A 21,254-nucleotide genomic window follows, 5' to 3' on the forward strand; every position below is an offset into this window, starting at 1 on the left:
AGACGACGCTTGCCCGATGTTCACTTAATGTTCTAAGCTTCGCCGCTGTCGCCCAACGGCGATTCGATTCACTCCTGGAGTCCGCCATGCAGCATGATGTCTGCCTGCGCGCGGCAGCGCGCGCGATCTACGATGCCTGTTTTTCCGACCGAGGAGCTGGCCCCGGTCGGTTTCGACGATGCCGAGCGATATGGCACCATCCATTATCGCCGGGCGGTCGAGGCGGCGCAGCATGCACGGCTGCATCTGCTGCATGATCGGGAGGTGCAGCCCAGCCTCTTCTAGGCAGCGCACTGCCCGGTGCGATCGGAGGTGTCGCCTTGAATTAGGTTGGCCGCGAGCGTATGTTAGACAAAATCTCGAAACGTTGGACATCGTCATGGCAAAGCAGAGCGGAGCGAGGCACCTCGCCAAAGGATCGGGCGCGCGCAAGAGCGCTGCCGGCAAGGCGTTGGAAGTCCGTCGCAGCGGCGCGACCGGGCAATTCATGACGTTGCACGAGGGCCGCGTCGAAGCGGTGATGGCGGCTGCGGAACGCTCGGGCCTGCTGCACGAGAAGAGCGGACGGATCGGCGGCCGGGTCAGCCCCGCGCTGGTCGAGCAGGCCAAGGCGCGCACCGGAATCGAGACGGACACCGATCTGATCGAGTTCGCGCTCGCCAACGTCGCGCTCGAAGACAGGTTCGCCGAGAGCTTCAAGGCGACCCGCGGCAAGGTGGATCCGGACCTCAAGCTCGGCTTCTGACGTGGCGGGTTTCGACGTCGCTGCGGCGCTGCGCTGGGCGCGGCTCGATCCCGGGCGGACGCTCGCGCGCCGCGAGGATAGCGAGCTTCCGTTCGCCAGCGAAGAGGAGCTGGTCGGTCAGCCGCTGCTCCTCGATACGTGCGTCTACATCAACCAAATGCAGGGAGCCGCACCGCCCGTGGTCGAGCAGCTGGTGGAGACGCGCCACGTCAATCATTCGACGGTGGCGGTCCAGGAACTCATGCACACCATCGGCGTGCTCGATCCCGAGGACCGGCGGACCGCCGCAGTCGTCGGCGCGGTGCGCGATCAGATCGAGGCCATGCCCGATCACCGCGTCTTCCTGCCGGACGCGGACGTGCTCGGCAGGGCGGCGCTGCTCGCCGGCATCGTCTCGCGGCTGCAGGGCTATGCGCGCGACGCCAAGCTGAAAGCCCTGCAGGACTGCACGCTGTTCCTCCAGGCGCAGAAGCTCGGTTTCACGGTGCTCACGGCGAACATTGCTGAATTCGACCTTCTGCTGCAGCTGGTGCCGACCGGCCGCGCGCTCTTCTATCGTGCCGCGCGGAGCGCCCACGGCAATTGAGCGGTGGGCAAGGCCATCATCGGCGTCCCGCCCGCTCATGACATTGTGTCAATGCTCCACCTCACCCGGCGGCCCCAGCGCCTCGATGATCCGGCAATCCGAGATGGAACCCTGGCTGCATTGGCTGATCAGTCCGTGGAGTTCGCGGCGGAGCGCGCGAAGATCGGCGATCTTCTGATCGATCTGCGCGAGATGCGCCCGTGCCACCGCGTCGACCGCGCCGCAGGAGCGGTCCCGGTCATCGGACAGCGCAAGCAGCTCCCGCACCTGGTCCAGCGTGAACCCGAGATCCCGCGCCCGCCGGACGAACGAGAGCCGCGCCAGGTGCGGCGTCCCATAGTCGCGGTAATTGCCTGTGGTGCGAGCGGGCGCGGGAAGCAGCCCGATCTTCTCGTAGAAGCGGATCGTCTCGACCTTGGTCGACGTCACGCGTGCCAGCTCACCGATCTGCATCCCGAAATCCCGCTTGACCCTATAGTTGCTACAGACTGCATATAGGGGGCACATCGAGTCGTGCGAGGTGTGAAGTGGCCTGCAGCAGCTGCGCGTCCGACAAACCGGATGCGAACAACCATCCCATCTGGCGTCGAGCGCTCTGGATCGCGCTCGGCATCAACGCAGCGATGTTCCTGGTTGAGATGATCGCGGGCGTCGCCGGCGGTTCGAAGGCGCTCCAGGCGGACGCGCTCGATTTCCTCGGCGATGCCGCCAACTATGCGATCAGCCTCGGCGTGGCGGGCATGGCGCTCGCCTGGCGCGCGCGTGCCGCGTTCTTCAAAGGGGCCACGCTGGCACTGCTCGGGCTTTATGTGCTCGGCGCGACCCTCTGGGCCGTGTGGCATGGACGGACGCCCGAAGCCGAAGTCATGGGCATCGTCGGCATCGCCGCGCTCATCGCCAATGCCGGGGTCGCCGTGATGCTCTACCGCTTCCGCTCGGGCGATGCGAACATGCGCTCGGTCTGGATATGCTCGAGGAACGACGCGATCGGCAACCTGGCCGTGGTCCTGGCCGCCGCCGGCGTCTTCGGCACCGGCAGCGCTTGGCCGGACCTCGTCGTGGCGACGATCATGGCGGCGCTCGGGCTCTCCGGGGGCGTGCAGATCATGCGGCAGGCACGCAGCGAACTCGCGCAGCCCCCGGCGCGCATGAAGCTATCCGCATCAGCAGGGAGCCGATAAGAGATCGCATGCGGCGGCTCCTTGCCATGATCGCCTTCCTGGGCCTGATCCTCTCATTGGGAGTAGGGTCGATGGCGCATGCGCTCGAGCCGCCGCCCTGCGTTGGGAACGCCGACGCGGAGCTGCACTGGAGCGGGGACGCCGACCAGGTGCCGTCCGAAGCTGACATGGGCTATCCCCACCATCATGGCGGCTGCCATGGCCACCATGCCGCCGCGCCCGCCGAAAGCGACGACATGGCCGTGACGGCGTTGTCACGGGCCGAACGTGACCGGTACGAGACGACCCAGCTGACGGGAACGGGCAGCCTGCCGGGGCTGAGGCCGCCGATCGCCTGACGAGCCCTTTTGTGCCGCCGCAGCCGCGGCCGTCCAATCGTCAGGAGCACGTCCATGTATCGCATCTTCGCGGCCTCGCTGGCCGCAGCCGCCTGCGCAGCTTCGGCGCAGGCCCAGACCGCCCCACCCGCCGTGGCCGAAGCACATCTCACGCTCGAGCAGGCGCTCCAGCTCGCGGGCGCCACCGCGCCAGGGGTCGATGCCGCGGACGCGGGGGTGCGTGCCGCCGAAGCGCAGCGGCGTGTCGCCGGCCTGCGCCCCAATCCGTCCTTGAACGTCGAGACCGAGAACGTCGTCGGCACCGGCGCCTATAGCGGCCTCCGCTCCGCCGAAACCACGGTCGGCATGTCGCTACCGGTGGAGCTCGGCGGCAAACGGACTGCACGTATCGCCGTGGCCGACGCGCAGAGCACTCGCGCGCAGCTGCAAGGAACGGTCGTGCGCGCCGACCTCAGGCTGCGCGTCACTCAGGCCTTCAACGAAACGGCGACGGCCGAGCGGCGCCTGCTCGTCGCGCGCGAACAGGTCGGCATTGCGACCGAAGGGCTTCGCGCGGCAAGCGTGCGGGTGAAGGCGGGGCGCGCGTCGCCGCTCGAAGAGCAGCGCGCCGAAGTGGCCCGGGTCAACGCCGCGACCGCGCTGGAGCGCGCCGAGCGCACGGCGCAGCTCGCCCGCGGCAATCTCGCGCGGCTGATCGGGGGCGAACCGGGCGCATTGGATCTCGGCTGGTTCGAGCGGATCGGCGCCATGGGACCGCATCAGCCCGCCCGCGCGGAAGGCACACTGGCCTTGGCGGCAGCGCAGGCGGACGTCACGACGGCGAAGGCGCAGGAACGCCTGGCCCGCAGCCAGCGGGTGCCCGATATCACGCTCAGCGCCGGCGCACGCCGGCTGGAAGCGAGCAACGACGTCGCCGCGGTGTTCGGCGTGAGCATTCCGCTGCCGGTGTTCAACAACGGCAGCGCCAATGTCGATGCCGCCCGGGCCCAGCGCCAGCAGGCGGAGGCCCTTCGTCGGGTGGCATTGCTCGATGCCGAACAGGCGATCGCCGGTGCCGAGACCGATGTCGCGAATGCAGAGGCGAATGCGCGCGCCGCGACCGGTCCGGCGCTGGCCGCGGCCGAGGAAGCGGCGCGGATCGCCCGGATCGGCTACCGCGAAGGCAAGTTCGGCCAGCTCGACCTTCTCGAAGCGGAGCGCACGCTGGCGGAGACACGCGCGAACGCGATCGATGCGCTCGCCGCCTATCACGACGCACAGGCCCGACTGGAGCGGCTCACCGCCCGCGCGCCGACAGCCATGGAAGATCAGCAATGAAGAAGATCATCACGCGGGCGCTCGTGCCCGCCTCCCTTGCGCTCACGCTCGCTGCCTGCGGCGGCGGGACAGCCGAAGGCAACAAGGCGGCCGACGAGCACGCCGAGAAGGATGCGCACGGCGCCGAGGAAGGTGTGGTCAAGCTCACGCCGCAGCAGATCGCCGAGGCCGGTATCGAAGTCGTGCGGCCGACCGTCGGCGGCGAGGCTGGTGCGATCGAGATCAGCGCGACCGTCGAGGGCGATCCCCAAGGGGTGCAGGTGGTCTCGGCCGCGATCGGGGGACGGCTCGTCTCGCTGACCAGGAATCTCGGCCAGCCGGTCCAGCGCGGCGATGCGCTCGCGGTCATTGAGAGCCGCGAGGCCGCATCGCTCAAGGCCGAGGTCGAGGCGGCTCGCGCCCGCGCCGCGCTCGCAAGCTCCAACCTGCGGCGCGAGCAGCGGCTCTTCGCCGAGCGGGTGTCGCCCGAGCAGGACCTGATCGCCGCCCGCACCTCGGCGACGGAGGCCAATATCGCGCTCCGGCTCGCCCAGCAGCAACTCGCCGCCACAGGCGGCGGTGGCGGCGCGCCCAACCGCATCGCGGTCCGCGCGCCGATCTCCGGCCAGGTGATCGGTCGTTCGGCGACGCTGGGGCAGACGGTCGCGGCTGACGCGGAGCTGTTCCGCATCGCCAACCTGTCCAGGGTGTCCATCACCATGTCGCTGCTGCCGGCGGACGCGGGCCGGGTCAGGCCCGGCGCGCGCGTCGAAGTCACGGCGCCCGGACGACGACAGGAAGCGCGGGTCACCTTCGTCTCCCCGATCTTGGACGAGACCACCCGGCTCGTGCCGGTGATCGCCACACTCGACAACGGCGACAATCGCTGGCGCGTCGGCGAGACGGTCAACGCCTCGATCATCGTGCCGGCAAGCGGGGATCGCACCGTCGCCGTGCCCTCTGCCGCCGTCCAGATGATCGAGGACAAGCCGCACGTCTTCGTGCGCACCGCCGACGGCTTCAAGGCGACCCCCGTGACGCTCGGCCGCACCAACGGCGGTCAGGTGATCGTCACCTCGGGCCTGTCCGGAACGGAACGGATCGGCTCGACCAACTCCTTCACCCTCAAGGCCGAGCTCGGAAAGGGCGAAGCCGAGCATGAGGACTGATCCATGATCGCCCGCATCGTCACCTTTTCGGTGGAGCGGCGCTGGTTCGTCCTGCTGCTCACCGCCGTCGCCTCGATCCTCGGCATGCTCGCGCTCCAGCGGCTGCCCATCGACGCGGTTCCCGACATCACCAACAATCAGGTCCAGATCAACGTCGTCGCCCCGGCGCTGTCGCCCGACCAGGTCGAGAAGCAGGTCGCCTTCACGATCGAGACGGCGCTCGCGGGCATTCCGGGCCTCGAATATACCCGTTCGCTCAGCCGGAACGGCTTCGCCCAGGTCACGGCGGTATTCACCGAAGGCACCGACATCTATTTCGCGCGCCAGCAGGTGGCCGAACGGATGCGTGCCGCCGAAGAGGACCTGCCGGAGGGGGTCAACCCCGAGATGGGGCCGATTGCCACCGGCCTCGGCGACATCTTCATGTGGACCGTCGAGTTCCGCGAGCTCGACAAGGTCAACCACAAGAACGGCGAGCCCGGCCTGCAGCAGGACGGGAGCTATATCACGCCGGAGGGCGACCATCTCGTCGGCGAGGCCGACAAGGCGACCTATCTGCGCACGGTCCAGGACTGGATCGTCACGCCGCAGCTCAAGAGCACCGAGGGTCTTGCCGGCGTCGATTCGCTCGGCGGCTACACCAAGGAATATCTGGTCGTCCCCGACGTGCAGCGCATGGCGGCGATGAAGATCACCCTCGACGATCTCGCCCGCGCTCTAGAACGCAACAACACCAGCGCCGGCGCCGGCGTCGTGAACCGTAACGGCGAAGGGCTCTCGGTGCGGGCCGATGGTCGTATCCGCAACGCCGACGAGCTGGCGAGGACGGTCGTCGCCACGCGCGAGAACGTGCCCATCGTGCTCAGCCAGATCGCCGAAGTGCGGACCGGACAGAGCCTGCGCATGGGCTCGGCCTCGGAGAACGGACGCGAAGTGGTGGTCGGAACCGCGGTCATGCGGATCGGCGAGAACAGCCGTACCGTCTCCAACGGCGTTGCTCAAAAGCTGAACGAGATCGGACAATCGCTGCCGGTCGACGTGGTCGTTAAGCCGGTGCTGAACCGGACCGACCTCGTCAACTCGACCATCGCCACGGTCGCTCGGAACCTGGCCGAAGGCGCGCTGCTCGTCATCGTCGTCCTGTTCGCGCTGCTCGGCAATTTCCGGGCGGCGCTGATCGCGGCGCTGGTGATCCCGATCACGGTGCTGCTGACGAGCATGGGCATGCTGCGTGCGGGTGTGTCGGCCAATCTGATGAGCCTCGGCGCGCTCGACTTCGGCCTGATCGTCGACGGCGCGGTGATCATCGTCGAGAACTCGCTGAGACGCCTCGCCGAGGCCCAGCATGGGCGTGGCGATGCGCTGACGCTCAAGGAGCGGCTGGCGATCGTCGCCGCATCCGCGCGCGAGATGATCCGTCCGTCTGTCTATGGCCAGGCGATCATCATCCTCGTCTACGTCCCGCTGCTCACCTTCTCGGGCGTCGAAGGCAAGATGTTCGAGCCGATGGCGCTCACCGTCATCATCGCGCTCGTCTTCGCCTTCATCCTCTCGCTCACCTTCGTGCCGGCGGCGATCGCGGTGTGGCTCAGCAAGCGGGTGGAGGAAAAGGAGGGTCGGATCGTCTCCGCGCTGCGGCGGCGGTACGAACCCGGCCTCGACACCGCCATGCGGCGGCCGAGCGCGACGCTGGGTGTCGCGGTCGGCGCGCTCGCGCTGGCCGGGGCGGCCTTCACGACGCTCGGCCAGGAATTCCTGCCGCAGCTCGACGAGGGGAACGTGCTCGTCCAGGCGATCCGCATTCCCGGCATCTCGGTCGACCAGGCGCAGAAGATGCAGTTCGCGGTCGAGAAGGCGATCACCAGGGAGCCCGAGGTGCAGTTCGCCTTCTCGCGCACGGGCACCTCGGAAATCGCGTCGGACCCGATGCCCCCCAACGTCACCGACACCTTCGTGATCCTGAAGCCGCGCGATCAATGGCCCGATCCGAGCCTGGACAAGGCCGAGCTGGTCGAACGCCTGGAGACGCGCCTGTCGAACCTTCCCGGCAACGCCTATGAGATCACCCAGCCGATCCAGATGCGCTTCAACGAGCTCATTGCCGGCGTCCGCGGCGATGTCGCGGTCAAGGTGTTCGGCGACGACTTCGCGCAGATGAACGCCGCGGCGGACGCCGTCGCCGACGTGCTGCGCAAGACGCGCGGCGCCGTCGACGTGCGGGTCGAGCAGACCGAGGGCCTGCCGATGCTCGACATCCGGCCGAACCGCACCGCGATGGCGCGCGTGGGCGTCACCGCGGGCGATGTCCAGGATACGGTGGCGGCCGCGATCGGCGGGCGCGAGGCGGGCATGATCTTCGAAGGCGACCGGCGGTTTCCGGTCGTCATCCGGTTACCCGAAAGCGCCAGATCGGATCTGACCGCGATCGCCAAGGTGCCCGTGCCGACACCCGAAGGCGGGTTCGTTCCGCTCTCCACGGTCGCCGACATCGGCATCGTGGACGGCCCCAACCAGATCAGTCGTGAGAACGGAAAGCGCCGGGTGGTCGTGCAGGCGAACGTGCGCGGCCGCGACATCGCCGGCGTGGTGGCGGATGCGCGTACCGCGATTGGCAAGCAGGTCAAGCTGCCGCCCGGCACCTATCTCGAATGGGGTGGGCAGTTCGAGAATCTCGCCTCGGCGCGCGACCGGCTGCTGATCGTGGTGCCGATCTGCTTCGCGGTGATCATGCTGCTGCTCTATGGGGCGCTCGGCTCGGCGCGTGACGCGGTTCTCGTGTTCACCGGCGTTCCCCTGGCCCTGGTCGGCGGCGTGCTGGCCCTCGTGCTGAGGGGCATGCCGTTCTCGATCTCTGCCGCGGTCGGGTTCATCGCGCTGTCCGGCATCGCCGTCCTCAACGGGCTGGTCATGGTCACCTATATTCAGGACCTGATCCGGCGGGGAGCCGAACGCGCGCAGGCGGCTCGGGAGGGCGCGCTCGCACGCCTCCGCCCGGTGGCGATGACCGCACTCGTGGCCTCGCTCGGCTTCGTGCCGATGGCGCTCGGCCACGGCGCCGGCGCCGAGGTCCAGAAGCCGCTCGCCACCGTGGTGATCGGCGGCCTGATCTCGGCCACGCTGCTCACGTTGTTCGTACTGCCGACGCTCTATGCCCGTTTCGGCGGGCGGACGGTCCGTGAGAGCGTCGAGTGAGACCGCCCCCGCGGCCCTGGACGGCGGAGGACGATGCGGAGCTCCGCGAGCGGCTCGGAGCGCGGCAGCAGCCCCGCGACATCGCCCGTGCGCTCGGCCGGACGATCGACGCTGTCCGTGGCCGTGCCCAGGTCCTCGATCTCACGCTTCCGTCCCGGACGCGCCCGTGGCGGCAGTCCCCGCTCAGGCGTCCGCGGGGATGAACCAGCGCAATGCCCTCCCGTTGAGGTGAAACGACCGCGAAGGAGCTGAACATGTCCCACGATCACGCCGACGGACACGCCCACGACCACACGGCAGGCGCGAGCGCCAGGATGCTCGGATGGGCGCTCGCGCTCACATCGACGTACCTCGTCGCCGAGGTCGTCGGCGGGATCGTGTTCAACAGCCTCGCGCTGCTGTCCGACGCCGCGCACATGCTGACCGATGTCGCGGCACTCGTCATTGCGTTGATGGCGATCAAACTGGGCCAGCGTGCCGCTGACGAGCGGCGGACCTTCGGCTACCGACGTTTCGAGATTCTCGCCGCGGCGTTCAACGCGGTTCTCCTCTTCGCGATTGCGATCTATGTCTTCGTCGAGGCGATCAGGCGCTTCACCGAACCCCAGCAAGTGCAGTCCTGGGGCATGTTGGCCGTTGCCGCGATCGGCCTCGTCGTGAACCTCGTCTCGATGCGGATGCTCCAAGCGGGCAAGGACAAAAGCTTCAACGTCAAGGGCGCCTATCTCGAGGTCTGGGCCGACATGATCGGATCTATCGGCGTGATCGGCGGCGCGCTTGCCATCCGCTTTACCGGCTGGACCTGGATCGATCCGGTCGTCGCGGTGGCGATCGGCCTGTGGGTCCTGCCGCGCACCTGGATCCTGCTCAGGGACACCACCAACGTGCTGCTCGAGGGCGTACCGGGCGGCCTCGAACTCAGGCAGGTGCGGGCGGCGATTGCGGGATCGCCGGGTGTCGACGGCCTCCACGATCTTCATGTCTGGTCCACCTCCAACGACGAGGTCAGCTGCACGGCACACGTGACTCTCGCGGACAATGCGGATGCCGACGCGGTTCGCGGCTCGATCGTGACCATGCTGGGTGCGCGCTTCGGGATCGAGCACTGCACGATCCAGACGGAAGCTGCTGACGAGCCTTGCGATGGCGGAGAGCATCTTCACCGCTAGGTTCAGGACGCGGACGGCGGCGGCAACGTCCTATTCGATCGCGCGTCAGCTCCGCCCAAGCTCATCGAGGATCGGACATTCCGGCCGTGCGTCGCCGTGGCAGCGGCGCGCGAGATCGAGCAGAGTCGCGCGCATGGCTTCAAGTGCCCTGGCCTTTCGGCCGAGCTCTTCGGCGCGCGCCTCCGCCAGCTCCTTGACCTCACTGCTCGATCGCTGACGATCGGACCAGAGCGCGAGCAGGGTCTCGATCTCGACGATGGGGAAGCCCAAGTCGCGCGCATTGGCGATGAACCGCAATCGGTGGATGTCGGTATCCGAATAGTCGCGATAGCCGCTGTCCCGCCGCGGCGGCGTCGGGATCAGGCCGATCTTCTCGTAGTGCCGGATCATCCGCTGCGAGACGCCGCTCGCGTTCGAGGCCTGGCCGATGTTCATAGGTCGACCCGATTGAGCCGGAGCGCGTTGCCAACGACGCTGACCGACGACAGCGCCATCGCCGCCGCAGCGATGATCGGTGACAGGAGGATGCCGAAGAAGGGATAGAGTATCCCCGCCGCGACCGGGACCCCCGCCGCATTGTAGATGAAGGCGAAGAACAGGTTCTGGCGGATGTTGGACATCGTCGCCTGACTCAGCCGGCGCGCCCGCACGATGCCGCCCAGATCGCCTTTGAGGAGCGTCACGCCGGCGCTCTCGATCGCGACATCGGTGCCCGAACCCATCGCGATGCCGACATCGGCGGCGGCCAGCGCGGGCGCGTCGTTCACGCCGTCGCCGGCCATGGCGACGATCTGGCCTTCGCGCTTCAGCCGTTCGACCACCGCACTCTTCTGGTCGGGCAGCACCTCGGCCTCAACCGCATCGATGCCGAGCTTGCGCGCCACGGCCTCGGCGGTCGTCCGGTTGTCGCCGGTCAGCATCACCACCTTGATGCCCGCAGCGCGCAATCCACTAAGCGCATCGGCCGTGGTCGCCTTGATCGGGTCGGCGATGGCGAGCACGCCCGCGACCTTTTCGTCGATGCCGACGAAGATGGCGGTGGCCCCGTCACGGCGAAGCTCGTCGGCCGCAGCTTCCACGCCCGCGAGATCGATGCCGCTTTCGCGCATGATGCGCGCATTGCCGAGCGTCACGCGGCGACCCTCGACCGTTCCGACCGCACCCCTGCCGGTCGGCGCGTCGAAGTCCGACACCGGCGGGATGGTGATGCTCCGATCCGTGGCCGCAGCGACCACGGCGAGCGCGAGCGGATGCTCCGATGCGCGCTCGACCGCCGCGGCCAGGCGCAGCACCTCGGCTTCGTCGAATCCTTCGGCCGTGACGATCCGGGTGACCGAAGGCTTACCTTCGGTGAGCGTGCCGGTCTTGTCGACGATCAGCGTCCCGACCTTCTCCAGGCGTTCGAGCGCCTCGGCATTCTTGATCAACACGCCCAATCCGGCGCCGCGCCCGACGCCGACCATGATCGACATCGGCGTCGCGAGGCCAAGCGCGCAGGGACAGGCGATGATCAGCACCGCGACGGCCGCGATCAGGCCATGAGCGAGACGCGGATCGGGCCCCCAGATGCCCCAGGCGATGAAGGCGACGACCGCCACTGCGAGCACGGCGGGCACGAACCAGCCCGCGACCTGGTCGGCGAGGCGCTGGATCGGCGCACGCGAGCGCTGCGCCTCGGCAACCATCTGGACGATGCGCGCGAGCATGGTGTCGCGCCCGATCCGCTCGGCACGGATCACCAGCGCGCCGCTCTGATTGAGCGTGCCGCCGATGACGCTGGCGCCGGCCTGCTTGGCGATTGGCATGGACTCGCCCGTCACCATCGACTCGTCGATCGCCGAGCGGCCCTCCTCAATCGTGCCATCGACGGGCACCTTCTCGCCGGGGCGGACGCGCAGCCGGTCACCGACCGCGATCAGCTCGAGAGAGACTTCCTCCTCCTGGCCGTCGGCCGCAATCCGGCGCGCCGTCTTCGGCGCGAGGCCCAGCAGCGCCTTGATCGCGCCCGACGTGCGCTCACGGGCTCTCAGCTCGAGCACCTGTCCGAGCAGCACCAGCACGGTGATGACTGCCGCCGCCTCGAAATAGACCGCGACCGTTCCACCCTCCCGGAAGGCGGCGGGGAAGATGCCGGGCGCCAGCGTCGCGACCATGCTGTAGCTCCAGGCGACGCCCGTCCCCATCGCGATCAGCGTGAACATGTTGAGGTGGCGCGTCTTGAGCGACAGCCAGCCGCGCTCGAAGAAGGGCAAGCCGCCCCACAGCACCACCGGCGTCGCCAGCAGCAGCTGGATCCAATTCGAGGCACGCTCGGGAACGAGATGATGGAGCGCCGGGAAGAGATGGCCGCCCATTTCGAGGACGAGGACCGGAACCGCGAGCGCCAAGCTGATCCAGAAGCGCCGCCTCATGTCGACAAGCTCTGCGCTCGGGCCTGTATCGGCAGTCGCGATCTCCGGCTCGAGCGCCATGCCGCAGATCGGACATGCGCCGGGATGATCCTGACGGATCTCCGGGTGCATCGGGCAAGTCCAGATTGTGCCGGGCGGCACCGCTTCGGGCTCGGCAGAAGTTTCGCCGAGATAGCGCTGGGGATCGGCCAGGAACTTCGTGCGGCAGCCGGCGCTGCAGAAATGATATTCCTGACCCTGATGCCAGCCGTGATGTTCGGTCCTGTCGGGATCGACCGTCATTCCGCAGACCGGATCCTTGATCTCGGCGCCGCTTCCGGTCGGCTTCGCTGCGTGGCCTGCGCAGCAGCCGTGGCCGTGCGCGGGATGTGCGTCGTGGTGGCTGTTCGTCATGTCCGTTCCTCCAACGCCACCCCAGATAAGGTTTGACATCATGTCAGGGTCAAGGGCGAAATCTTCGCGCCTCCACCTTGCATCCGCCGGTCTGCTCGGCACTTTGGCGCAGGCGCGGTCTCTGCGCGTCCTCCGTCACAGTCCCGATGCCGGCGGCTCGAGAGTGCCGAGCCAGGCGACCAGCGCGAGCACAGCCACTGCGCATCCGGTCTCTATCGCCAGACTGCGCCGTAGCGCGTTCAGCGCGGCGAGATGGTTCGCCTGCGCGAGAGAGCGTTCGAACGCCGGAACCAGGCGGAAGCGATTGGCCGCTGCCAGGGCCAGCATCGCGCCGAACAGGAGCAGCTTGGTAAGGAGGAGCTGGCCGTAGAGCGTAAGCGGCAGCCTGGCGACATTGGCGGGACCAACCAGCAGCCAGCTGTTGGCCAGCCCCGAAACGACGATCATCGCCACCGTGAAGGTTCCGACGGTCGAGAAGCCCGCCAGTGCACGATGCGACAGGATCAGATGGTCGCGGTCGACGAGGCTGGGCCGCCGGAACACCATGAGCAGAAGCGCGAACAGCGCACCAACCCAGATGCCGGCTGCTAGAAGGTGGGCGATGTCCGCGGCGAGATGAATCTGCCCCGCAGTGCCTTCATCCATGGCGCCATGCCCGGCCCAGGCAAGGCTGGCGAGCGCCGTGCCGCCCGCCGCCGCCGTACCGGACAACGCCACGCAGGGCCGCATGCGTCCCATTAGCCCAAGGATCAACGCGGCGGTCAGCGCTGCGATGCGAACCAGCGAGGCGGTGCCGACGCTGGTTTCGGTCAGGATCATCCGGACCGACGCGAGATCGACCGACGCCAGAGGAACGCCGGCCATGCCAGCCGCAAGCGTCGCAAGGCCGACCCCGGAGACGAGTAGCCCCAACAGCACTGTGCCGACGATCAGCGGACGGAACGGGATCGCGGCGCCTGACCGACGCTCCTCGCCATGAAGCGCATAGAGGCCGAACGCCGCGATCCCGAACAAGGCGGCGAGATCGAGATAGAGCGCGAGGCGGACCGTGACGCCGACCGGATCCACGGTCTATCGGACCTCGAAGCCGTAATTGCCCTGCACGCGGTGCGTATCCGTCGAGACGACGTGCCAGTCGACCCGGTAGCTGCCCTTGGGCAGCGGCTTGGCGAACGTGACCACCAGCGTCTTGCCGTCCTCGGCGAGGCTTGCCTGGCCCTGCATGCGCATCGGTGCATTCATTTTCATGCCGGGCATTGCGGTCATGACCACGTCGGCGCCCGAGAACTGCTGCACCAGTCGTTCGGAAAAGGCGAGCTGGACGCGTGCGGTCGGGGCTGTCGTCGAATTGGCTGCCGGCGTGGCCGAAAGCAGTCGGGGATGGGCAAAGGCCGGCAGCGGTGCGACCAGCGCCGCAACGGCGAGAAGGGAGGCAATGCGCATTGGGTTCGATACTCCGAGACACCGGCCCGTTTGCCGGAACCCCCAATACGCACGGCAGAAGCGCAACCCTCATGAACGTCGCGGCGCGCGCTTCGATCCCGACGGGATCAGAATCCGTGAGGGATTGCCGGCGCATTTGCGTAGATAGAGGAGATGGGGTGCGGAGTTAGGACATGAGTATGGAACTGGACGAGGCGCTGGGCAGGCTGGCGGCTGCGCCGCTGCATCCCGGCCTCACAAGCATCGAGGATAAGGTGTTCGCGCGAGTCCGGGAAGACGCGGCGCTCGCCGGACAGGCGTCGCACGGACTGCGCGTCGGTGCCGTCGCGGCGCTTGCCGCGCTCGGGCTCGGCATCGCGGCGGGCAGCCCCGTCGCCGCGTCGCCATCCCCGGACACCTTGTCGCCATTCGGGCCGTCGAGCCCGCTCGCGCCGTCGACGCTGCTGGTGGGCGAACGGTGACTCGCTGGCGCTGGACGATCGGGATTGCGGTGATCGCCTTCCTGGCGGGCCTGATCGGCGTGTTTGCGGGACGGATGCTGATCCCGGCGAGGCCACAGCCCTCGGAGCTTCACGACGTGCTGCATCATCAGCTGAAGCTCGACGCAGCGCAGGAGGCGCGGCTCGAGCAGGTCGAGCGCCAGTTCGCGGTGCGCCGCCGCGCGCTTGAGTTCGAGCTGCGCGCGGCCAATGCCAGGCTCGCCGATGCGATCCAGGCCGAGCATGGCAACGGACCGCGCGTCGCCGCCGCCGTGGATGCGTCGCATGCCGCGATGGGCGAGCTTCAGAAGGCGACGCTCGCGCACATCTTCGCGATGCGGCAGATCCTGCGTCCCGATCAGGCGGACAAATTCGATCGGGCAGTGGTGAAGGCGTTGACTGCCGACGCGCGGTGAGCCTCGACCTGCCCGCGCTGAGCGACGGAGAGCTCGCGGGGCTCAGCCTCGGCGGGCGGCAGGCCGCCTTTGCCGAGATCATGCGCCGCCACCGCGATGCGCTCTACCGCCTGATCGTTGCCAATATCGCCGATCCGGAGGAAGCGCTCGACCTCGTTCAGGAAACCTTCGTTGCCGCGCATCGGGCCCTTGGCCGGTACGAGGGTGCGCGTCCGATGCGCGGGTGGCTCTCGACCATCGCGCTCAACAAGTGCCGCGACTGGCGCCGCCGCCGCGCGGTCAGGCGCCTCTTCGCCTTCGCGCTTCCGCTCGACGCGGGCAGCGCCGAAGTGGCGGAGGATCGCGCGCTTCCGGATAGAGAGGCGGCGGATCGCGCCGAGGTGCGGCGGGTCGCCGCCGCCATTGCCGAGCTTCCCGCGGCCCTGCGCGAGCCGCTGGTGCTGCGCGCCGTCGAGGACATGAGCCAGGCCGAGACCGCGGCGCTTCTCGGCATCACCGAAAAGGCGGTCGAGACGCGGGTTCGGCGCGCGCGCGCCAGGCTTTCCGAGCGATTGCAGCGAGGCCGATTCACCGCCTCTTGACCCTGACATGATGTCAAACCCCATCTGAGGCGAATGAAAAACGGGGCCGATCGTGAGGGCGTCGGCGCGCGCGTGCGTATCGCAATCATAGGTTCAGGCCCGCGACCTTGGGGACAGACATGCATGAGATGATAGACCGCCGACAGTTGCTTCGCGGCGCCGCGCTCGCGGGCGGCGGCCTCGGGCTGTCGGCATGGCTGCCGGCCTGGGCGCAGACCGTCTCGCCGGGCATCGTCCGTCCGCTGCCGACGCTTTCCGGCAATGATATCACCCTCAGGATCGCGCGTCAGACGATGGTGATCGACGGTCGCAGGTCCAATGCGATCGGCGTCAACGGCACCGTTCCGGCGCCCCTGCTGCGCCTGCGCGAAGGGCAGACGGTGCGGCTCAACGTGGTCAACGATCTCGACGAGGACAGCTCGATCCACTGGCACGGCGTGCTCGTGCCGCCGCAGTTTGACGGAGTGCCCGGCGTATCCTTCCCCGGCATCAAGCCGCGGTCGAGCTATCTCTACGAGTTTCCGCTCAAGCAGAACGGCACCTACTGGTATCACAGCCATTCGGGTTTTCAGGAGCAGCTCGGCCATTATGGGCCGATCATCATCGATCCCGCCGGGCCCGACCCGGTCCAGTATGACCGCGAGCATGTGCTCGTGCTCGCCGATCACAGCCAGATTTCGCCGAGCGAGATCTTCCGCAGGATCAAGGTCGACCCCGGTCACTTCAACTTCCAGCGCCAGACGCTGGCCGGCCTGCTTTCGGGCCGCGACCAGCGGCTCAAGGACCGGCTCGACTGGGGCAGGATGCGGATGGACCCGACCGACGTTCTCGACGTGACCGGCTCGGCCTACACCTACATCATCAACGGCCATGGGCCGCGCGACAACTGGACGGCGTTGTTCAAGCCCGGCGAACGCGTGCGCCTGCGCGTCATCAACGCCTCGGCGATGACCAACTTCAACGTCCGCATTCCCGGGCTTCAGCTCTCGATCGTTCAGGCCGACGGGCAGAATGTCCACCCGGTGACGGTGGAGGAATTCCAGATCGGCGTCGCCGAGACCTATGACGCGGTCGTCACGCCCACCGAGGACAAGGCCTATACGGTCGTCGCCGAGGCGGTCGATCGCTCGGGCATGGCACGCGCCACGCTGGCGCCGCGTGCCGGCATGGCCGGCGAGGTGCCGGCGCTCAGGAAGCGGCCGCTCGCGACGATGAAGGACATGGGAATGGACATGTCGAACATGCCCGGCATGGAGGGCATGGACATGTCAGCCGGCCACGGCGCGCCGCGCGGTGTCGATCCGACGGCCGAGCAGAACGCGTCCGCCAGGCTCGCGACCGCTGGCGCAGCCGCGGTGGCGGGAATGGATCACGGCCCAATGCCCGCCATGGACCACGGCGCGATGCCGGGCATGGATCATGGCGCGATGGCCGGCATGGACAGCGGGGCGTCGGGCGCCATGGACCACAGCGGGATGTCCGGCATGTCCGGCCAGCACGGCGGGATGGACATGGGCTCCATGGACATGGGTTCGATGAAGATGCGCGACTTCTCGAACGCGCCCCAGGTGAAGAGGGACCCGGGCGTGCAGACGATCGCGCCGATGCCGATGGATCGCACTGGCGAGCCTGGCCAGGGGCTCGAGGACGTCGGCCACAAGGTGCTGGTCTACAAGGACCTGATGGCGCTCGATCGTAACCCCGATGTGCGAGCCCCCTCGCGCAGCATCGACATCCACCTGACCGGCAACATGGAGCGCTTCATGTGGTCGTTCGACGGCAGGAAGATGTCCGACGTCCACGAGCCGATCCCGTTCGTCGAGGGCGAGCGAGTGCGGGTCAATCTCATCAACGACACGATGATGAGCCACCCGATCCACATCCACGGGCATTTCTTCGAGCTCGTCACGGGCCATGGCGACCATGGTCCGCGCAAGCATACCGTGATCGTCCAGCCCGGCGGCAAGGTGACCTGGGACTTCACCGCCGACGCGGTCGGCGACTGGGCGTTCCACTGCCACCTGCTCTACCACATGGAGGCGGGCATGATGCGGATCGTCAGCGTGCGGCCGAAGGGAGAGGCGCAATGAACCGCCTGCTCGCGACGCTCGCCGCTTCCGCGGCGCTGCTGGCGATCGAGCCGGCGCTGGCCCAGGACCATTCACAGCATCAGGGCATGAACATGCCGGGCATGCAGATGCCGGCGCCGCCGAAGCCGGCAGCGAAACGCCCCGCCGCGAAGAAGCCGCCAGCCAAGCGGCCGGCGCGCAGGCCGGCCGTCCGCCCTGCAGCCAAGCCGGCGCCGCAGGAAGCCGCGCCCGGCGGGGCCATGGAGCACATGGATCATTCCGCCATGCCCGGCATGGAGACGGCACCGCAGCCCCAGCCGGCGATGCCTGGCATGGACATGCAGGACCACAGCCAGCATGACGCCGCGTCGCAGGGCGCCCATGGCGGCATGGAAATGACGGGCACGGCGCTTCCCGCCGGCGATGCACCGGCCCCGCCGCCGCCGATGGACCATTATGCCGACCGGCAGTTCCCCGGCGAGGAAATGAAGCGCTCACGAGAACAGATGATGCGCGAGCAGGGCGGACGCACCCTCTATCAGGTCATGTTCAATCTCGCCGAATATCAGGCCAAGCAGGGCCGCGACGGCTATCGCTGGGACGGCGAGGCCTTTGTCGGCGGCGACATCAACCGCCTGTGGCTGAAGTCGGAAGGCGAAGGCGCATTTCGGGAAGGCATCGATAGCGCCGAGGTCCAGGCGCTCTACAGCCATGCCATCGGTCCCTACTTCAATCTCCAGGCCGGCGTGCGGCAGGATTTGGGGCCGGGGCCGAACCGTACCTATGCAACGGTCGGCTTCGAGGGCCTCGCCCCTTACATGTTCGAGGTCGAGGGCGCCCTGTTCATGAGCAACAAGGGCGATCTGCTCGGTCGTCTCGAAGGCTATTACGACCAGCGGATCACGCAGCGGCTCATCCTGCAGCCGCGGGTCGAGCTCAACCTCTCCGCGCAGGACGTGCCCGAGAACCGGCTCGGTGCCGGCCTCACCGATGCGGAGCTGGGCCTCAGGCTGCGCTACGAGATCACCCGGCAGTTCGCGCCCTATATCGGAGTCTCCTATGAGGCGAAGACCGGCCGGACCGCCGATTTCACGCGCGCCGCCGGGGAAGATCCGACCACCACCAGCTTCGTCGCCGGCGTGCGGCTCTGGTTCTGAGCCGGCGCCGCTGGCTCGAGGAGAAGATCATGGGGACCATGCGGCGCCATCTGCCAAGCCTGGCCTTCACCGGCGCGCTGGCAGGCGTTCTTCTCCTCGGGATCGCCGCCTTCGTCTATTTCGGCCTCTACAATATCGCGGCCGACGCCCCCCACTCGCGGCCGGTCTATGCATTCCTCGACAGCCTGCGCGACCGCTCGGTCGCGGTCCACGCGCGCGGTATCGTGCCGCCGGCTGGCCTGGCGTCGCCAAAGCGGGTAGCAGCGGGCGCGGGACTTTACGGCGAGATGTGCGCGAGCTGCCACCTCGGGCCGGGCGTAGAACGGTCGGAGCTAAGCCAAGGCCTCTATCCGCAGGCGCCGGAACTCGCGAAGCGTTCCGGCCACAGCCCCGGCGAGCAGTTCTGGATTATCAAGCATGGAGTCAAGCTGACCGCGATGCCGGCCTGGGGCAAAACCCATTCCGATCGGTTGATCTGGGACATGGTCGCGTTCGTGCGGCGGCTGCCGGGCATGTCGGCTGAGGAATACCGGAGGCTCGTCGCCGGCGCGCCTGAAAGTCATGACGCGATGATGCGGAACATGAACGGCGAAGCGGGCGGGCACGACGAGCACATGCACGGGAGCCACTGAGGGTCGTATCGAGCGGGGCGGGCAAGCCAAGGAGAGACGCGATGATGAAAAATGCCTATGCGAGCCTCGCGCTGCAGACGATCGTCAGCGGCATCATCATGTATCTGGTGATGTTCGTGATGATCGACAGCCTGAGCAGCTTCTACAACAATCTCAACATGCTCTACATGACGCTGATGATGGTCGCGCCGATGGTGGTGCTGATGATCCTCGCCATGCAACACATGTTTCCGTCCAAGGCTGTCAACACCGCGCTGCTCGCCGGCGCCGTCGTGATATTCCTGGGTGCCTTCGCGCTGATCCGCACGCAGACGACCATCGGCGACACCGCCTTCCTGCGCTCGATGATCCCGCATCATTCGGGAGCGATCCTGATGTGCCGCGAGGCCTCGATCCGGGACCCGGAGATCAAGACGCTATGCGGCGAGATCATCCGGTCGCAAGCGCAGGAAATCGACCAGATGAAGGCGATCCTTGCGCGCAAATGAGCGCGGCTCCCCGAAAATCTGCGTGGTCGCCGCAGGGTCTAAAATATCCGGCGGCCGTCACATGACGATCAGCTTCAGTCCCGAGACTGTGAGCACCGCCGCGAGCAGGTATCGCAGCAATCGATCCGGAAGATGACGGCTGGCAAGCGAACTTCCGATTGCTCCGCCGATGCCGACCGCCACCAGCCACCACGGCAATTCGGGCGGAAGCCGGTTCAGCGTCGCATATGCACCCGCGAGCGCGGCGAGCGAGTTCAGCAGGTTGTAGGCCGCCGATACGGCGGCGGCCTGTCGCACCTCCACCCAGTTCATGATCAGGATCAGCGGTGCGAGAAAGACGCCTCCGCCCGTCCCGGTCATGCCGGAGATCAGGCCGATGATGGCGCCGGCAAGAAGCGATGCGAGGAACGGTGGGGCTTGCGGCGGTTTGACGGTCTCCACCGCTCCTGCCGCGGCCGACCGGGCAAGCTGCGCGGCCGCAAGAAGCAAGATCGCGCCCACCGCCGGGAAGTACATGTGTGCCGGAAGGTTGATCGCTCCGCCGATCAGCGAAAACGGAAACCCCAGCACGCCGAAAGGGTAGAAGGAGCGCCATGAAAAGCGCCCGGCACGCCAGAATTGGACGGTGCCGATTCCGGCCACGAGGATGTTGAGCGCGAGCGCTGTCGGCTTCATCATCGCGGGATCCAGCCCCGCCAGCGCCATCACGGCCAGATACCCTGAGGCGCCAGCCTGCCCGACCGCGGCGTACAGCGTTGCGGTGATCAGGAATGCTGTCCCGAGTAGAGCCAGTTCGACCGGACTCACGCCTATGCCCCCCTTCCTTCAGGGGCGCGGCTCCCCATAGATTGCCCGATCCTACACGATCGGGTGACTTGGCGCATCCGCCAGGACGTCGCGCGGCCGATCCTAAATAACGTTTATCCGATACGGGAAGAGGGCTGACGGGTTCGGCTGCGTATATCCTCAAGGCGGGGCATATGCAGGAGACCGACAATGAAAGCAGCCCGAACGCTCCCCGCCCTCGTCGCGTTATCGCTGATCGGAGGTGCTGCGGTGGCGCAAAGCGGCATGGACCATTCGCGGATGGGTGGGATGGATCAGCGAATGATGCAGCCCACGCCGGCCAATCCGTATCCGCCTGCGGAGATGAAGATGCACCAGGCGATGATGAATGCCGTCGGTAGCGATGCCACGGAAACCTGGGTGCGCAAGATGATCGAGCACCATCGTGGCGCCATCGAGATGTCCGAGATCGTGCTGCGTGAGACGCGAGATCCGAAGGTGCGCGCGATGGCGACCAAAGCCATGGCCGAGCAGCGGCGCGGGATCACCGAGTTGCAGGGCTGGCTCCGCGAGCATCGCAAGCGGGCGCAATGACCGACGGCACACGGCCAGCATGGTCGCGGCCGGCGTCACGGCGACGTCGCGCGGCCGCCGGGCGCGCTATGCTCGCCGTGTTCCCTCGTTGCCGTTCCGTCACGGATCCGTTAGGGTCGGGCTTGTGAA

The 21,254-nt window shown here is 67.7% G+C and carries 23 protein-coding genes; 17 read left to right on the forward strand and 6 right to left on the reverse strand.

Translation table 11 applies throughout. The features are described 5' to 3' along the window. Positions 1 to 132: 132 nt before the first annotated feature. The 3 genes from ACT3CF_RS01270 to ACT3CF_RS01280 all read left to right on the forward strand — a co-directional run bounded on the left by ACT3CF_RS01270 (position 133) and on the right by ACT3CF_RS01280 (position 1,331). Positions 133 to 285, forward strand: coding sequence for a hypothetical protein (locus tag ACT3CF_RS01270; RefSeq protein ID WP_478419913.1), 153 nt, complete (start codon positions 133 to 135; stop codon positions 283 to 285). A 94-nt stretch (positions 286 to 379) separates the two neighbouring features. Beyond that, positions 380 to 745 (forward strand): hypothetical protein, encoded by a 366-nt coding sequence (locus ACT3CF_RS01275; RefSeq protein WP_478419914.1) that lies wholly within the window; start codon positions 380 to 382, stop codon positions 743 to 745. Between the two features lies 1 nt (position 746). Further along, entirely contained in the window at positions 747 to 1,331 is a 585-nt protein-coding gene (locus ACT3CF_RS01280) for a type II toxin-antitoxin system VapC family toxin (protein ID WP_478419915.1), read from the forward strand. A 48-nt stretch (positions 1,332 to 1,379) separates the two neighbouring features. Here the strand turns inward: ACT3CF_RS01280 and ACT3CF_RS01285 are convergent, their stop codons facing one another. Beyond that, positions 1,380 to 1,784, reverse strand: a complete 405-nt coding sequence (locus ACT3CF_RS01285) for a MerR family transcriptional regulator (RefSeq protein WP_478419916.1) — start codon at positions 1,782 to 1,784, stop codon at positions 1,380 to 1,382. Between the two features lie 74 nt (positions 1,785 to 1,858). On the opposite strand from ACT3CF_RS01285, the gene ACT3CF_RS01290 reads away from it, so the two are divergent. The 6 genes from ACT3CF_RS01290 to ACT3CF_RS01315 all read left to right on the forward strand — a co-directional run bounded on the left by ACT3CF_RS01290 (position 1,859) and on the right by ACT3CF_RS01315 (position 9,676). Beyond that, positions 1,859 to 2,512, forward strand: coding sequence for a cation efflux transmembrane domain-containing protein (locus tag ACT3CF_RS01290; RefSeq protein WP_478419917.1), 654 nt, complete (start codon positions 1,859 to 1,861; stop codon positions 2,510 to 2,512). 8 nt (positions 2,513 to 2,520) lie between these two features. Continuing rightward, positions 2,521 to 2,850 carry a hypothetical protein gene (locus ACT3CF_RS01295; RefSeq protein WP_478419918.1) on the forward strand — a complete coding sequence of 110 codons (330 nt, stop codon included), beginning with the start codon at positions 2,521 to 2,523 and terminating at the stop codon, positions 2,848 to 2,850. Between the two features lie 54 nt (positions 2,851 to 2,904). After that, positions 2,905 to 4,167 carry a TolC family protein gene (locus ACT3CF_RS01300; RefSeq protein ID WP_478419919.1) on the forward strand — a complete coding sequence of 421 codons (1,263 nt, stop codon included), beginning with the start codon at positions 2,905 to 2,907 and terminating at the stop codon, positions 4,165 to 4,167. Next, a complete protein-coding gene (locus ACT3CF_RS01305; protein ID WP_478419920.1) occupies positions 4,164 to 5,315 on the forward strand; it encodes an efflux RND transporter periplasmic adaptor subunit in 1,152 nt (383 codons plus the stop codon). Before ACT3CF_RS01300 ends, ACT3CF_RS01305 begins: the two co-directional genes overlap by 4 nt. A 3-nt stretch (positions 5,316 to 5,318) precedes the next feature. Beyond that, positions 5,319 to 8,507 (forward strand): efflux RND transporter permease subunit, encoded by a 3,189-nt coding sequence (locus tag ACT3CF_RS01310; protein ID WP_478419921.1) that lies wholly within the window; start codon positions 5,319 to 5,321, stop codon positions 8,505 to 8,507. 254 nt (positions 8,508 to 8,761) lie between these two features. Further along, complete coding sequence (locus ACT3CF_RS01315; RefSeq protein WP_478419922.1) at positions 8,762 to 9,676, forward strand: cation diffusion facilitator family transporter; 915 nt, start codon at positions 8,762 to 8,764, stop codon at positions 9,674 to 9,676. Positions 9,677 to 9,721: 45 nt separating this feature from the next. Here the strand turns inward: ACT3CF_RS01315 and cueR are convergent, their stop codons facing one another. The 4 genes from cueR to copC all read right to left on the reverse strand — a co-directional run bounded on the left by cueR (position 9,722) and on the right by copC (position 13,923). Then, on the reverse strand, positions 9,722 to 10,111 hold the full coding sequence (cueR, locus tag ACT3CF_RS01320; RefSeq protein ID WP_478419923.1) for a Cu(I)-responsive transcriptional regulator: 390 nt from the start codon (positions 10,109 to 10,111) through the stop codon (positions 9,722 to 9,724). Next, entirely contained in the window at positions 10,108 to 12,480 is a 2,373-nt protein-coding gene (locus ACT3CF_RS01325) for a heavy metal translocating P-type ATPase (protein WP_478419924.1), read from the reverse strand. Before ACT3CF_RS01325 ends, cueR begins: the two co-directional genes overlap by 4 nt. Before the next feature lie 135 nt (positions 12,481 to 12,615). Continuing rightward, positions 12,616 to 13,548 carry a copper homeostasis membrane protein CopD gene (copD, locus tag ACT3CF_RS01330; protein WP_478419925.1) on the reverse strand — a complete coding sequence of 311 codons (933 nt, stop codon included), beginning with the start codon at positions 13,546 to 13,548 and terminating at the stop codon, positions 12,616 to 12,618. 3 nt (positions 13,549 to 13,551) lie between these two features. After that, positions 13,552 to 13,923, reverse strand: a complete 372-nt coding sequence (gene copC / locus ACT3CF_RS01335) for a copper homeostasis periplasmic binding protein CopC (RefSeq protein WP_478419926.1) — start codon at positions 13,921 to 13,923, stop codon at positions 13,552 to 13,554. A gap of 179 nt (positions 13,924 to 14,102) precedes the next feature. On the opposite strand from copC, the gene ACT3CF_RS01340 reads away from it, so the two are divergent. From ACT3CF_RS01340 to ACT3CF_RS01370, 7 genes are all read left to right on the forward strand, one after another. Further along, the gene (locus tag ACT3CF_RS01340; protein WP_478419927.1) at positions 14,103 to 14,384 is read left to right on the forward strand and encodes a hypothetical protein; all 282 of its coding nucleotides are present in this window, start codon (positions 14,103 to 14,105) and stop codon (positions 14,382 to 14,384) included. After that, the gene (locus ACT3CF_RS01345) at positions 14,381 to 14,818 is read left to right on the forward strand and encodes a periplasmic heavy metal sensor (RefSeq protein ID WP_478419929.1); all 438 of its coding nucleotides are present in this window, start codon (positions 14,381 to 14,383) and stop codon (positions 14,816 to 14,818) included. Before ACT3CF_RS01340 ends, ACT3CF_RS01345 begins: the two co-directional genes overlap by 4 nt. After that, positions 14,815 to 15,399 (forward strand): RNA polymerase sigma factor, encoded by a 585-nt coding sequence (locus ACT3CF_RS01350; protein WP_478419930.1) that lies wholly within the window; start codon positions 14,815 to 14,817, stop codon positions 15,397 to 15,399. Before ACT3CF_RS01345 ends, ACT3CF_RS01350 begins: the two co-directional genes overlap by 4 nt. A gap of 119 nt (positions 15,400 to 15,518) precedes the next feature. Beyond that, on the forward strand, positions 15,519 to 17,489 hold the full coding sequence (locus tag ACT3CF_RS01355; protein ID WP_478419931.1) for a copper resistance system multicopper oxidase: 1,971 nt from the start codon (positions 15,519 to 15,521) through the stop codon (positions 17,487 to 17,489). Next, positions 17,486 to 18,625 carry a copper resistance protein B gene (locus ACT3CF_RS01360; RefSeq protein WP_478419932.1) on the forward strand — a complete coding sequence of 380 codons (1,140 nt, stop codon included), beginning with the start codon at positions 17,486 to 17,488 and terminating at the stop codon, positions 18,623 to 18,625. The genes ACT3CF_RS01355 and ACT3CF_RS01360 overlap by 4 nt, the downstream gene beginning before the upstream one ends. 29 nt (positions 18,626 to 18,654) lie before the next feature. After that, positions 18,655 to 19,257 carry a c-type cytochrome gene (locus ACT3CF_RS01365; protein ID WP_478419933.1) on the forward strand — a complete coding sequence of 201 codons (603 nt, stop codon included), beginning with the start codon at positions 18,655 to 18,657 and terminating at the stop codon, positions 19,255 to 19,257. Positions 19,258 to 19,298: 41 nt separating this feature from the next. After that, positions 19,299 to 19,745 (forward strand): DUF305 domain-containing protein, encoded by a 447-nt coding sequence (locus tag ACT3CF_RS01370; protein ID WP_478419934.1) that lies wholly within the window; start codon positions 19,299 to 19,301, stop codon positions 19,743 to 19,745. 57 nt (positions 19,746 to 19,802) lie between these two features. On the opposite strand, the gene ACT3CF_RS01375 is transcribed toward ACT3CF_RS01370, so the two are convergent. Continuing rightward, entirely contained in the window at positions 19,803 to 20,552 is a 750-nt protein-coding gene (locus ACT3CF_RS01375) for a sulfite exporter TauE/SafE family protein (RefSeq protein ID WP_478419935.1), read from the reverse strand. Between the two features lie 189 nt (positions 20,553 to 20,741). Between ACT3CF_RS01375 and ACT3CF_RS01380 the strand changes: the two genes are divergently transcribed. After that, the gene (locus ACT3CF_RS01380) at positions 20,742 to 21,125 is read left to right on the forward strand and encodes a DUF305 domain-containing protein (RefSeq protein ID WP_478419937.1); all 384 of its coding nucleotides are present in this window, start codon (positions 20,742 to 20,744) and stop codon (positions 21,123 to 21,125) included. Positions 21,126 to 21,254 lie beyond the last annotated feature (129 nt).

It is taken from the genome of Sphingomonas chlorellae (assembly GCF_056485145.1).